This is a genomic window from Cellulomonas sp. HZM, assembly GCF_000708885.1.
Classification (GTDB): Bacteria; Actinomycetota; Actinomycetes; order Actinomycetales; family Cellulomonadaceae; genus Cellulomonas.
Map to the genome: position 1 here is coordinate 79699 of NZ_JEOE01000005.1, position 11851 is coordinate 91549.

The window sequence follows — 11851 nt, forward strand, 5'->3', positions numbered from 1 at the left end:
CCGTCTGGGAATCGCTCTCATCACCAACGGTCGGAAGGCCTCGGATGTTCCTGTGTCAGGCAGGTTCTCGGTGGGCGGCGAACGCAGCCGTGGCGACGACGAGGAAGCCGACCCCCCACCACGGCAGCCCGGCGACGACCAGCAGGGCGGCGACGACGACGAACACCCCGACCTGCGCCGCGAGCCGCGGCCCCCGCGCGAGCCGCTGCTTCGAGCGCGGCGCCATCCACCGCCCCCAGACGGCGACCACCACCAGCACGAACGCGACGGCGAGCAGCGCGCCCCACAGTCCACCGCCGCCGATGCGCCAGCCCGCGACCGCGAGCAGCACGAGCATCGCCAGCTCGGCGACGAACGCGAGGATCGCGAGGGGGCCGAGGGACGGGGCGGCGGACGGGCCGGGAGCAGCGGGTTCGTCGGGCACGACGAGCAACCTACGCCTGGCGTGCCTGCCCGGTCGCGTGCTGGGATGCCGTCATGGACATCGAGCTGCGCGACGAACCGACCCGCCTGGTGGCGGTGCACCGCGAGACCGTGCGCATGGACGAGCTGCCCGGGTTCTACGACCGTGCGTACCGGTCGGTCGTCGCCGCGGTGCAGGCCGCCGGGGGCACGCTCGTCGGGCCGGCCATCGGGTGGTACCGGGGCATGCCGACGGACACCACCGACGTGTCCGCGGGGTTCCCTGTCGCGGGTCTCGACGAGGGCGAGGTCGTCGACGGGGTCGTCGTCGAGCCGCTGCCCGGGGGTCGGGTGGCCGCGGGTCTGCACGTCGGACCGTACGACGGCCTGCGCGACGCGTGGATGAGCCTCGAGGACTGGCGCCGCGCGCACGGCGTCACTCCGCGCGGGGACTTCTGGGAGGTCTACCTCACGGACCCGTCGCCCGACGGCGACCCCGGGCTCAACGAGACGCTGGTGGTGCTCCCGTTGGTGTGACGCGCGCCCGCGCACGCCACACCGCGAGCACCACGGCCCCCAGCGCGAGCGTCCCCGCGATCGTCACACCGCGCCACACCAGCACGCCCGCGACGACCGCGGGCTCGGCGTCGGCCCCCGCCACCGCGGTGACGGCGCCGACCAGCACCGCGTCGAGCGGCCCGAACCCGAACAGCGGCATGAGCGTGAGCGGGTAGGCCACGAGGAACGCGACGACGACCTCGGCGGCCGGGACGTGCACCCCGACGGCCCGCAGCGCGACGACGAGGATCGCCGCATCGGTCAGCACCATGAGCACGAGGGCGACGAGCGCGCGCACCAGCCCGGCCCGCAGGCTGTCCGCCGAGCGGCGCCGCAGGTCCACCACCGCGTCCGCCCACCTCTCGGGGTCGATCTGCGCACGCACCCGCCGCAGCGCACGGCCCGACGAGCGCCCGATCCACGCCGCGAGCTCGTCGCTGCGGAGCAGCAGCGCGAGGGCGACGAGCATGACGACCGAGACCAGGCCGCACGCGAGCGCCACGAACCACTGGCGTCGCTCGATGCCGTGCTCGACCGCGACCGCCAGCCCGAGCAGCACCCCGAGGACGGGCGCGACGAACCGCACGGCGTAGAACGTCACGGTGTTGAGCGCGGACCCGGCCAGCCCGATGGCAGGTTCGATCTCCCACGAGCGGAACATCGCGACGCGCACCACGACGTCCCCCGGCGGCGGCGCGAACGTGCCGGCGACGTTGGCGCCGAGGTCGTTCTGCACGGAGTGGCGCAGCCCGAGGCCGGGCACGTAGAGCGCGAGCGGGATCGCGTTGAGCACCTGCCGGGCACCCAGCAGCGCGAGCAGCGGGACGAACGCCCACCCGGGCACCCGCCCGAACGACTGCCCCACCTCGCGCCAGTCGATCGCACCGATCAGCGCGCGCAGCGCGAACCAGGCGAACACCCCGAGGCCGAGCCACAGCGCGAGTCGCGCCCACAGGGGCCAGCGCCGCCGCTCGGGCACGTCGTCCGGCGCGCTCGCGGGTGCGGTATCGGGCGTGCTCACGGCGCTCACCGTAGGGACAGGGAACGCCCTGGGGGAAGCGGGGTCAGCCGGCGGTCGTCCGTTCGGGCGGCAGGACGAGCGTCACGCCGTCGACCTGCACGACGCGGCGGCCTCGCTCGATGTCGTCGCGCGTGCCGGGTGCGATCCCCTGCGGGATCGCTCCGCGGACCAGCAGCGTCGCGGCACCCGAGCCGTAGTACCTCGCGGCGACGGCCTGCCACACGCGGTTGTCGAGCCTCGACACGGGCCGCCCGTGCGGGTCCCGGCTGCCCGCGCCGTAGCTCACGCCCGAGACGTCGACGGGGATGTCGCACCCCTCGTCGAGCTCACGCGACAGCCGGCCGAGCAGCGCGAGCGTGCCGGGGGAGTCGGTGCGGATGCAGCCGTCGGCCGGCAGCAGCGCCTCGAGGCGCGCGACGGGGAACGCCTTCACGTGCGTCGGGAACCAGGGTCCGGTCGCGAGGACGAGCACGAGCGAGGCCGCCACGGCGACCGGTGCGCGCACGGGGACCGGCATCGTCGACGCGCCCGCGGCGACGACGAGGACGAGCGCGGCCGCCGCGAACGACGCGTAGTGCCACAGGAACGACGGCGACGCGACCAGCACGCCCAGCTGCACCGCGAGCATCACGACCCACAGCCGTTCGCGCCGCGCCCGCCACGCTGCCACGGCCGCGAGCACGACGACAGTGCCGACGAGCACCACGAGCCACGTGCGCCCCGCGGCGTCCGGGCCGAGCCCGCTGTGCCGCACGTCGAGGATCTGCTCGAGCCGGTCGACGAGCGTGCCCGGGTAGCGCGGCCGGCCGAGCTGGTCGCGCACGACGAGCTGCCACATGCGCGCGCCCGCGAGCGCCGCGAACGGCCCCACGACGAGCAGGAACGAACCCGCCGCCGCGCCCGTGGCGCGCGCTGCGACCGGCCACCCGCGCGTCACCACCAGCCACGCGAGCACGACGACGACGGGGACGACGCCCCAGATCTTCGTCGTCGGCGCGAGTCCCAGCACGGCGCCGCCCGCGAGCACCGCCGCGGGGGTGCCGCGGCGCAGCAGCACCACCGCGCCCAGCACCGCTGCCGTCCCGAGCGGCTCGATCAGCGTGATGTACTCGCTGCCCGCGGCGATCGGCAGCACCGCGTAGAGCGCGCCCGCGGTGACCGCGGAGGCCATGCCCCAGCGGGTCGCGAGCCGCACCACGAGCACCGTGTTCAGCACGCCGACCAGCACGAACGCCAGGCGGGAGAGCAGCACGCCGTCCGCGTCGCCGACCCACCGCCCGAGCTCCGCGAACGGCGCGAGCACCAGCATCACGCCCGGCGGGTGGAGCAGGACGAAGTCGCGGTAGGGCACGTTCCCGTGCACGAGCGAGGCCGCGGCGGCGTAGTAGACCCCGTCGTCGTACCCCTGGTACGCGCGCAGCCCGACGAGCCCGCCGCCGCGCGCGATGCGCACGACGAACGCGAGCACCCCCGCGAGCCCGGCGACGACCCACGCCCGGCGCCCGCGCACCGGGACACCGCCCCCGCGTGCACCCATGCTCGGGACGGTACGCGCGCAGGCTGAGCGATATGCGGGGTTCTGGTGTGACCTGCGTCTCCGCACGATGCTGCGGACGCTAGGTTCGTGCACCGTGAGCCCGACGAGCCCGGTGGACAACGCCTTCGACGCGGCCGAGCGCGAGACGTGGCGGGGCAGAGCGCAGGCCTACCGCGACACCTACGCGCTGCTGTGCGCGGCGACCGTGCCGGTCCTGCTCGACGCGGTGACGGCCGGGCCGGGCACCCGCCTGCTCGACGTCGGCACCGGCACCGGTTCGGTCGCGCTCGCGGCCGTCGAACGAGGTGCGCGCGTGGTGGCCGTGGACGCCGAGCCGTCCATGGTGGAGCTGACGGCCGCGCGGCTCCCGGCTTCGGCACCGGCGCTCGTCGCAGCTCTCCCCGTGCTGCCGTTCGCCGACGCGTCCTTCGACGCGGTGACCGCGAACTTCGTGCTCAACCACGTGGGACGGCCGCGTTCCGCGCTCGAGGAGACGCGCCGCGTGCTCCGCCCGGGCGGAGTGCTGGCAGCGACGATCTGGGCGACGCCCGCCGAGGTCGGGCAGCGGCTCGTGCCGGAGGCGCTCGCAGCTGCCGGTGCGGTGCGGCCGTCGGACCTGCCCGTGCTCGCGGCGGAAGACGACTTCGAGCGGTCCGCCGCCGGTCTTGCCGGCCTGGTGCGCTCGGCGGGCTTCGTGGACGTCGCGGTGCGCACCGAGCGGTGGGTGCACGTCGTCGCCCGCGACGACTGGTGGGCGGGGCCCGCCGCGGGGATCGCGGCGGTGGGGCGCACGCTCGTCGCGCAGCCGGAGAAGGTGCGGCGTGCGGCCTACGAGCGGTTCGTCGAGGCGGGCACGGCTCTCGTCGGACCCGACGGCCTGCTGCGCCTGCCGCACGCGGCTTTCCTGGTCACAGGGCGGGCGCCGGCGGGCGGCTAGTCCGAGGCGGGGAGCGTCGCCGTGAAGTCGAGCGCGCGGGCTACCCACGCGCGCAGCGCCTCGTCGTCGACCGACGCCGGGTCCACGTGGACCCAGTCGCGCATCACGCGCTCCCCCATGACCGCGGGGCGTGCGGCGGGTTCGTCGGGCAGGTCGGCGACCGCGGCCCGGCCGATGCGCACCAGGAGCCTCCCCGAGCCGGTCGCCGCGACGAGGTTGCCGTGCAGCAGGAAGCACGGGCCGCCGAACATCCGCTTCTCGGTGATCCCGTCGATGCCGTCGAGCGCCACCCGCACGCGGGAGGCGAGGTCGAGGTCGGCCATCGCGTCATCGTCGCGCACGGGTTGACGGACGTCACGCCCCGAGGCATAGTTGCGACATCACGTAATTGCGGAGGTAGCTAAGTGACCGTGACCGACGACATCGACGCGGTGTTCGCCGCGCTCGCGGACCCGACACGCCGCGCGATGCTCGCGCGACTCACGCAGGGCACCGCGACCGTCGGGCAGCTCGCCGAGCCGTTCGAGATCAGCCTCCCGTCGGTGTCCCGGCACCTCAAGGTGCTCGAGAGCGCGGGGCTGGTCAGCAAGGGCCGCGAGGCGCAGTGGCGCGTGTGCCGGCTCGAGCCGGAGCCGCTGCGCCGTGTCGACGACTGGATGGCGCCCTACCGCGAGTTCTTCGGCGGGCGGTTCGACCGCCTCGCTGCTCAGCTGCAGGCCATGGGTGCACCGGCGCCCGCAACAGACGGAGGAAGCGATGAGCACTGACGCGACGACGATGACCGGCCGCACGCTGACCATCACCCGGGAGCTGCCCGCCTCGCGCGGCGCCGTGTACCGCGCCTGGACCGAGCCGGAGCACCTGGTGTGGTTCTTCAACGACTCCATGCCGCGCCCGTCCGACCTCCCGACCGTGGACCTGCGTGTCGGCGGGACGTGGCGACTGCTCATGGTGGTGAACGACGAGCTGCAGTACTGGACCGGCGGGGTCTACCGCGACGTGGTCCCCGACGAGCGGCTCGTGTTCGCGTGGGGAGCGACCGACGGGTGGCCGGCGATCGACCCCGCCGACCTCGACGCAGGTCCTCAGGTCACGGTCGAGCTCGTGGACAGCGACGCGCACCCGGGCGGGACGCGCATGGACGTCACGGTCGAGCTCCCCGAGGGGTGGTCGCACGAGACGGTGCAGGAGTGGCTGGACATGGGCATCGAGAGCGGCTGGAGGACGACCCTGGACCGCCTCGAAGCCTGACCACGAACGAGATCAGCGGCACTTGTGACGTGTGCCTACTCGTGGGGCGCCGTGGAGGGCGCACGAGTAGTCAGCTGTCACAAGTGCCGCTGATCATGATCCGGCCGCGCCGGAGCCGTCCCGACGGACGACATCACGCTGCGAGCAGGAGAACGCGGCGAGCAGGCGTCAGGCCGAGACGGCCTTGCTGCTCACGCGGATGAACGTCGGGTGCGACTGCCAGATCGCGCGGACCTGGATGGTCTTGCCCGGGCGGGGGGCGTCGATCTGCTTGTTGCCGCCGAGGTAGATCGCGACGTGGCCCGGCGTCCAGATGAGGTCGCCCGGCTTGGCGGCGCTGCGCGAGATCTTCTTGCCCTGGTGGCGCTGCACCGAGGAGCTGTGCGACAGCGTCTTGATGCCGGCCTTCTTGTAGACGTACCGCGTGAAGCCCGAGCAGTCGAACGCCTTGGGGCCGGACGCGCCGTGGCGGTAGGGCTTGCCGACGTACTCCTTGGCGACCGTGACGACCTTGGGCGTGCCCTTCTTGACGTGCACGAGGTGTGCGGACGCGGAGCCCTTCGCGCTCGACGAGCCGAGGTAGCGCACGACGATGCGGTGCGCGCCGACCTTCAGCGAGGACGGCAGGCGGTACGTCGCGACGCCCTTGTGGAGCGTGAGGGTGCGCAGCTTGTGCGTGCCGTCCTTGACGACCACGCGGCCGGTCGCGTGCTTCGAGCCGACCGTGACGGTCGTGCGCAGCTTCGCGGCGGTCTTGCCGTGCGTCTGCGTGCGCTTGGAGAGGTGGAACGTCGTGCGGGACGACTTCTTGGTGATCTTCTTGGTGACCGTCGTGGTGGTGGCGGCCGATGCGGTGGCGGCGGTCGCGACGGGTGCCGCGACGACGAGGGCCAGGCCTCCGGCGAGCAGCGCGAGGCTGCGGGTGAACCGGCGGCGGGGCGTGGGGGTGACGGAGTTCGTCATAGAGGTGACCTCGGACGCCTGCGAGCTGAGCTGTCGGATGCTCCGTGGACGCGCTGTGGGTCGATGCGCGAGCCGGCGGGACGGTGTCCCGTGTGCACCCCGAGTGCGGGACGAGCCCGGCACGTACTGATGTGGGTCGCCCGTCGCTGCCGTGGGGGTATTCGGGGGATCCGGGGCGGCGGCAGCGCTCGGCGTCCGGCCCGGAGCTCCGGGGCTGGAGGCCCTCGGAACGCAGACGACCGTAGGCCACCGCGTGTGAAGGTAACGATCCGATCACGGCCCCTGAGGTGGAGGGCGTGTGAAGATCGCCGCGCCAACCGTCAGAATCCGGACGAAGCGGTCGGCCGACGGGCCCGGGACCGTCGGCCGGGACCGTCAGTGCGGCGCGGCCGCGGTCGACTCCCGGACGACGAGCTCGAGGTCGAACAGGAGCTCCGAGTTCTGCGCGGGAGCCCCGTCGATCCGGGCGACGAGGGTGTCGACGGTCGCGCGCGCCATCGCCTCGATCGGCTGCCGCACGGTGGTCAGCGGAGGGTTGGTCCACGCGACGAACGGCGAGTCGTCGTACCCGATCACCGAGACGTCGCGCGGCACGGACAGGCCACGCTGGCGTGCGGCGCGCAGCGCCCCGAGGGCCATGACGTCGGACGCGCACAGGATCGCGGTGTGCCCGGACTCGAGCAGCCGGGTCGCCGCGGACTGGCCGCCCTCGACCGTGTAGAACGAGATCGCGACGTGCTCGTCGGCGGTCGTCTCGTCGGCCAGGCCGTGCGCGACGAGCTGCTCGTGGAACGCGTCGATCTTGCGCTGCGCGGGCACGAACCGGCGCGGCCCGACGACGAGCCCGATGCGCGAGTGGCCCAGGCTGACGAGGTGGCGCACCGCCATGGCGACGCCCGCGGCGTCGTCGGCCGAGACGAACGGCGCCTCGATCGCGGGCGAGTACCCGTTGATGAGCACCATCGGCATGCCGCTCGACGTCAGCCGCCGGTAGCGGCCGGGGTCGGCCTCGGTGTCGGCGTGCCGGCCCGAGACGAACACTATGCCGTCGACCTTGTGGTGCAGCAGGGTCTCGACGTACTCGTCCTCGGTGGTCCCGCCGGGTGACTGCGTGCACAGCAGCGGTGTGAACCCGTGCCCGGCGAGCAGCGTCTCGATGGTCTGGGCGAACGCGGGGAAGACGGGGTTGGTGAGCTCCGGCACGACGAGGCCGACGAGCCCGGCGGGCTCGTTGCGCAGCGTGGCGGGGCGCTCGTAGCCGAGCACGTCGAGGGCGGCGAGCACACGCTGGCGGGCGTCGTCGGAGACCCCGGGCTTGCCGTTGACGACGCGCGAGACCGTCGAGATGCTCACGCCCGCCTGCTCGGCGAGGTCGGTGAGGCGAGTACGCACCCTCGGAGAGTACGGGAGCGCTCCCCGACACCGGGGGACCGAGGGCCCGGGACGCGTGCGCGTCACCCGGCAGGACGAGTCTCTCGACCGGTCCGCCCGGCTTTGCTACGTTTGCGCAAACGCGCTGGCATTTGCAGCAACCCTTGCAGTGGCACGCGTCGTCCACGCCCTGGCAGGCCGACACGGCCGCGCGGCAGCGACCGCCCACGGGCACCCCGACCGGCAACGACGCCGGTCGTCCCGGAAGGAAACCGCATGCGCACCACCGCACCGCAGCGTTGGGCCCGGCGCCTGACTGCGCTGTCCCTCTCGGCCGTCCTGGCCGTCGGGGCGCTCGTCGCCCTGCAGGGGAACGACACCGCCTCCGCGTCCGCCCCGAAGACCGCCAAGGGTGACGCGATCCTCAACCTGTTCCAGTGGACGTGGCCGGCCGTCGCGTCCGAGTGCACGTCCACGATCGGACCCGAGGGGTTCGCCTACGTGCAGGTCTCACCGCCCCAGGAGAGCATCCAGGGCACGCAGTGGTGGACCTCGTACCAGCCCGTCAGCTACAAGCTCGACTCGAAGCTCGGCAACCGCGCCCAGTTCGCGGACATGGTCGCGACCTGCAAGGCCGCGGGCGTCGGCGTGATCGTCGACGCCGTGATCAACCACATGGCGGGCGTCGGCCGCACCGGCACGGGGACCGGCGGGTCGTCGTTCGGCGACGACAGCTTCCCCGCGGTGCCGTACGGCTACGGCGACTTCAACGACTGCCGCACCAACATCTCGAACTACGGCGACCGGTACCAGGTGCAGAGCTGCCGGCTCGTCGGCCTGCAGGACCTGCGCACGGGCTCGGACTACGTGCGCGACAAGATCGCGGGCTACCTGAACGACCTCATCGGCCTCGGCGTCGCGGGCTTCCGCATCGACGCGGCCAAGCACATCCCGGCGTCCGACCTCGTCGCGATCAAGCAGCGCCTGAGCAACCCCGGCATCTACTGGGTGCAGGAGGTGATCGGTGCGTCCGGCGAACCGATCCAGCCGTCCGAGTACCTCGGCACGGGTGACTCGCACGAGTTCAGCTACGCACGCACGCTCAAGTCGCGGTTCGACGGCAACATCGCCGACCTCAAGAACGTCGCGAACGGGCTGCTGCCCTCGGCGAACGCGGGTGTCTTCGTCGACAACCACGACACCGAGCGCAACGGCGAGACGATGAGCTACAAGTGGGGCGCCAAGTACAAGCTGGCCAACACGTTCATGCTCTCCTACCCGTACGGCTCGCCCGCGGTGTACTCGGGCTACACGTTCACCGACACCGACGCCGGTGCACCCGGCGCGTCCGCGACGAGCGTGCCCGCCGCCGATTGCTCGAGCAGTGCGTGGACCTGCGTGCAGCGCTGGACCGAGACCCGCGGCATGGTCGCGTTCCACAACACGGTCGGCGACGCCGCGCTCACCAACTGGTACGACGACGGCGCCAACCTCGTCGCGTACGGCCGCGGGGCCAAGGGCTACGTGGTGATCAACAACGCGTCGAACGCCGTCACGCGCACCTACACGACGTCGCTGCCCGACGGGACCTACTGCGACGTCGTCGCGGCGAGCGACTGCTCGCGCACGGTGGCGGTCCGCGGCGGCACGTTCAGCGCGACCGTGCCGGCCTACGGCGCCCTCGCGCTGCACGTCGGTGCTCTCTCCGGGACGACGTCGACACCGACGCCCACCACGACCGCCGGCACGTCGACCACGGTGTACTACTCGACCGCAGCAGGATGGGGTGCCTACAAGATCCACTACAAGGTGGGCAGCGGCTCGTGGACCACGGTCCCGGGCGAGGCCATGACCGCGGCCTGCACCGGCTGGGTGAGCAAGCAGGTCGCGTCGGGCGGGTCGACCGTCACGGCCGCGTTCAACGACGGCAACGGCACGTGGGACAACAACGGCGGCAAGGACTACGCGCTCAGCGGCTCCGTGGTCGCGGTCAAGGGCGGGGCGGTCACGACGAGCGACCCGTGCGGGACGACGAGCACGCCCACCCCGACTCCCACCGCGACGCCGACGTCCACCACGGCCGCGCTCGCGTTCAGCGTGACCGCGACGACGAGCTGGGGCCAGAACCTGTTCGTCGTCGGCGACGTCGCGGCGCTCGGCGCGTGGGACACGTCGAAGGCCGTCGCGCTGTCGTCGGCCGCGTACCCGGTGTGGCGCGCGAGCGTCCAGCTCCCCGCGGGGACGGCCGTGCAGTACAAGTACGTCCGCAAGGACGCGACGGGCGCGGTGACGTGGGAGAGCGGCGCGAACCGCACGGCGACCGTCCCCGCGAGCGGGACGCTCTCGCTCGCCGACACCTGGCGAGGCTGACCAGGGCCGGTGGCGCGGACCGCGACAGGTCCGCGCCACCGGCGCACGGGTCAAGCGCCGGTCACGCGCCGCTCAGCAGCAGACCCGCCCAGCACGCCGCGACGCTGAGCAGCAGCATCCCGCCCGCGTGCACCGCGGCCCCCCAGGGGCGCCCCGCGCGCAGCAGGCGCGCACCCTCGACGCTCGCGGTGCTGAACGTCGAGTAGCCGCCCAGGAAGCCGGTGCCGAGCACGGTCCGCAGGTCGTCGTGGCCGACGAGCAACCAGCCCGCGAGCAGCCCGATCGCGAGGCATGCGGTGACGTTCACCGCGATCGTCCCGAGCGGCACCGCGGCCCGCAGGCGGCGCCCGACGAACGAGTCGAGCCAGAACCGGCACGCCGCACCGATCCCGCCGGCGAGCGCCAGCAGCACCCACGTCATGCGGCCGCCCTCCGCTGCGCGAGCGCCATGCCGGCCCCGGCGGCCGCGATGCCGACGACGACGCTGACCAGCGCGTAGGAGAACCCGACCGCGGCGTGGCCACCGCGCACCAGGCGGTCCGTCTCGAGCACGAACGTGCTGTACGTGGTGAAGCCGCCGACGATCCCGGTGCCGACTCCGAGCCGGACGGTCCTGCGCACGCCCTCGTCGGGTCCGCGCACCGCGAGCGACTGCAGCAGCAGCCCGAGCACGAACGACCCGACGAGGTTGATGACGAAGGTGGTCCAGGGCCAGCTCCCCGCGCGCGCGGGGAACCAGGTCTCGAGCGCGGCGCGTGCGGTGGTGCCGAGCGCCCCCCCGAGCACGATCCACGCGACGACGGGCACGCGGGTCAGTCGTCCCACGCCGTGCGTGCCTTCCAGTCGACGACGCTGAGCGGCACCGTGAGCACCGGGCGGTGCTGGTGCCGCGCGAGGCGCATCGGCACCGAGGTGTCGACGAGCTCGCGCAGGCGCGTGCCCGGACCCGCGGCGCTCGCGCCCACGACGTACAGCGCGGCGTCGACCGCACGGGCGAGGTGGGTCAGCGAGCGGTCGGGGCGCCCGGCCAGGTAGCGCAGCTCCCAGCTCACGTCCTGGCCGTCGAGCACGCGCGTCAGGTAGGCGTGCAGCTCGTCGTGCGTGCGCTTCCACGACTCGTCGCCCGAGTCGGGGTCGATCGGGGAGTGGCTCACCGAGCCGTCGGCGTGCTCGGCGTCGACGACGCGAGCGGTGTCGACGTACGCGAACCACAGCGTGCCGCCCGTCGCGCGCGCCCAGGACGCAGCCGTGAGGGCGACGAGCTCGGGCTGCCCCGGGACGATCCCGACGACGGCGCCGTGCCCGGCGACCTCGACGAGCCGCTCGGGGCTCGGCTGGGGTACCTCGTGGTGCACGGCGTCCTCCGGTCGCTGGTCCTCCCCGCACCTTACGGCCGCGCACCACGGCGCGGGTGATTCCGGTCGCATCGCGGCACGGCAGG

The 11851-nt window shown here is 73.4% G+C and carries 14 protein-coding genes; 5 read left to right on the top strand and 9 right to left on the bottom strand.

Features of this window, described 5'->3' with window-relative positions; translation table 11 throughout:
* Positions 1-55: 55 nt before the first annotated feature.
* The gene (locus tag AW16_RS0104920) at positions 56-424 is read right to left on the bottom strand and encodes a YrdB family protein (protein ID WP_231495949.1); all 369 of its coding nucleotides are present in this window, start codon (positions 422-424) and stop codon (positions 56-58) included.
* Positions 425-477: 53 nt separating this feature from the next.
* On the opposite strand from AW16_RS0104920, the gene AW16_RS0104925 reads away from it, so the two are divergent.
* A complete protein-coding gene (locus AW16_RS0104925) occupies positions 478-939 on the top strand; it encodes a GyrI-like domain-containing protein (protein ID WP_029288600.1) in 462 nt (153 codons plus the stop codon).
* Here AW16_RS0104925 and AW16_RS0104930 read toward each other — a convergent pair.
* Positions 905-1981 carry a lysylphosphatidylglycerol synthase domain-containing protein gene (locus AW16_RS0104930; RefSeq protein WP_197021560.1) on the bottom strand — a complete coding sequence of 359 codons (1077 nt, stop codon included), beginning with the start codon at positions 1979-1981 and terminating at the stop codon, positions 905-907. The two genes, AW16_RS0104925 and AW16_RS0104930, sit on opposite strands and share 35 nt — an antisense overlap.
* 43 nt (positions 1982-2024) lie before the next feature.
* Entirely contained in the window at positions 2025-3518 is a 1494-nt protein-coding gene (locus AW16_RS0104935) for a glycosyltransferase 87 family protein (protein ID WP_029288605.1), read from the bottom strand.
* A gap of 94 nt (positions 3519-3612) precedes the next feature.
* Between AW16_RS0104935 and AW16_RS0104940 the strand changes: the two genes are divergently transcribed.
* Positions 3613-4455 carry a class I SAM-dependent methyltransferase gene (locus AW16_RS0104940; protein ID WP_029288607.1) on the top strand — a complete coding sequence of 281 codons (843 nt, stop codon included), beginning with the start codon at positions 3613-3615 and terminating at the stop codon, positions 4453-4455.
* Here the strand turns inward: AW16_RS0104940 and AW16_RS0104945 are convergent.
* Positions 4452-4778 (bottom strand): TfoX/Sxy family protein, encoded by a 327-nt coding sequence (locus AW16_RS0104945; protein WP_029288609.1) that lies wholly within the window; start codon positions 4776-4778, stop codon positions 4452-4454. The genes AW16_RS0104940 and AW16_RS0104945 overlap by 4 nt on opposite strands.
* Before the next feature lie 87 nt (positions 4779-4865).
* On the opposite strand from AW16_RS0104945, the gene AW16_RS0104950 reads away from it, so the two are divergent.
* Positions 4866-5222 carry a helix-turn-helix transcriptional regulator gene (locus tag AW16_RS0104950; RefSeq protein WP_034648146.1) on the top strand — a complete coding sequence of 119 codons (357 nt, stop codon included), beginning with the start codon at positions 4866-4868 and terminating at the stop codon, positions 5220-5222.
* Positions 5212-5706, top strand: coding sequence for an SRPBCC domain-containing protein (locus AW16_RS17535; RefSeq protein ID WP_051681673.1), 495 nt, complete (start codon positions 5212-5214; stop codon positions 5704-5706). The genes AW16_RS0104950 and AW16_RS17535 overlap by 11 nt, the downstream gene beginning before the upstream one ends.
* Positions 5707-5874: 168 nt before the next feature.
* Here AW16_RS17535 and AW16_RS17540 read toward each other — a convergent pair whose 3' ends face one another.
* Both AW16_RS17540 and AW16_RS0104965 read right to left on the bottom strand, forming a co-directional pair.
* A complete protein-coding gene (locus tag AW16_RS17540) occupies positions 5875-6669 on the bottom strand; it encodes a C40 family peptidase (protein ID WP_051681674.1) in 795 nt (264 codons plus the stop codon).
* 375 nt (positions 6670-7044) lie between these two features.
* Positions 7045-8061, bottom strand: a complete 1017-nt coding sequence (locus AW16_RS0104965) for a LacI family DNA-binding transcriptional regulator (protein WP_029288616.1) — start codon at positions 8059-8061, stop codon at positions 7045-7047.
* Between the two features lie 255 nt (positions 8062-8316).
* Between AW16_RS0104965 and AW16_RS0104970 the strand changes: the two genes are divergently transcribed.
* On the top strand, positions 8317-10410 hold the full coding sequence (locus AW16_RS0104970) for a carbohydrate-binding module family 20 domain-containing protein (RefSeq protein ID WP_034648133.1): 2094 nt from the start codon (positions 8317-8319) through the stop codon (positions 10408-10410).
* Positions 10411-10471: 61 nt separating this feature from the next.
* On the opposite strand, the gene AW16_RS0104975 is transcribed toward AW16_RS0104970, so the two are convergent.
* The 3 genes from AW16_RS0104975 to AW16_RS0104985 are packed head-to-tail and all read right to left on the bottom strand — an operon-like array spanning position 10472 to position 11765.
* On the bottom strand, positions 10472-10831 hold the full coding sequence (locus AW16_RS0104975) for a CrcB family protein (RefSeq protein WP_029288619.1): 360 nt from the start codon (positions 10829-10831) through the stop codon (positions 10472-10474).
* Positions 10828-11235, bottom strand: a complete 408-nt coding sequence (locus tag AW16_RS0104980) for a CrcB family protein (protein WP_231495950.1) — start codon at positions 11233-11235, stop codon at positions 10828-10830. The genes AW16_RS0104975 and AW16_RS0104980 overlap by 4 nt, the downstream gene beginning before the upstream one ends.
* Entirely contained in the window at positions 11223-11765 is a 543-nt protein-coding gene (locus AW16_RS0104985) for a universal stress protein (RefSeq protein ID WP_029288623.1), read from the bottom strand. The genes AW16_RS0104980 and AW16_RS0104985 overlap by 13 nt, the downstream gene beginning before the upstream one ends.
* Between the last annotated feature and the right edge of the window lie 86 nt (positions 11766-11851).

Bases quoted from the DNA above. Each gene is read 5' to 3' on its own strand.
- AW16_RS0104925 (WP_029288600.1), top strand. From the start codon at position 478: ATGGACATCGAGCTGCGCGACGAACCGACCCGCCTGGTGGCGGTGCAC.
- AW16_RS0104935 (WP_029288605.1), bottom strand. From the start codon at position 3,518: ATGGGTGCACGCGGGGGCGGTGTCCCGGTGCGCGGGCGCCGGGCGTGG.
- AW16_RS0104945 (WP_029288609.1), bottom strand. From the start codon at position 4,778: ATGGCCGACCTCGACCTCGCCTCCCGCGTGCGGGTGGCGCTCGACGGC.
- AW16_RS17535 (WP_051681673.1), top strand. From the start codon at position 5,212: ATGAGCACTGACGCGACGACGATGACCGGCCGCACGCTGACCATCACC.
- AW16_RS17540 (WP_051681674.1), bottom strand. From the start codon at position 6,669: ATGACGAACTCCGTCACCCCCACGCCCCGCCGCCGGTTCACCCGCAGC.
- AW16_RS0104970 (WP_034648133.1), top strand. From the start codon at position 8,317: ATGCGCACCACCGCACCGCAGCGTTGGGCCCGGCGCCTGACTGCGCTG.
- AW16_RS0104975 (WP_029288619.1), bottom strand. From the start codon at position 10,831: ATGACGTGGGTGCTGCTGGCGCTCGCCGGCGGGATCGGTGCGGCGTGC.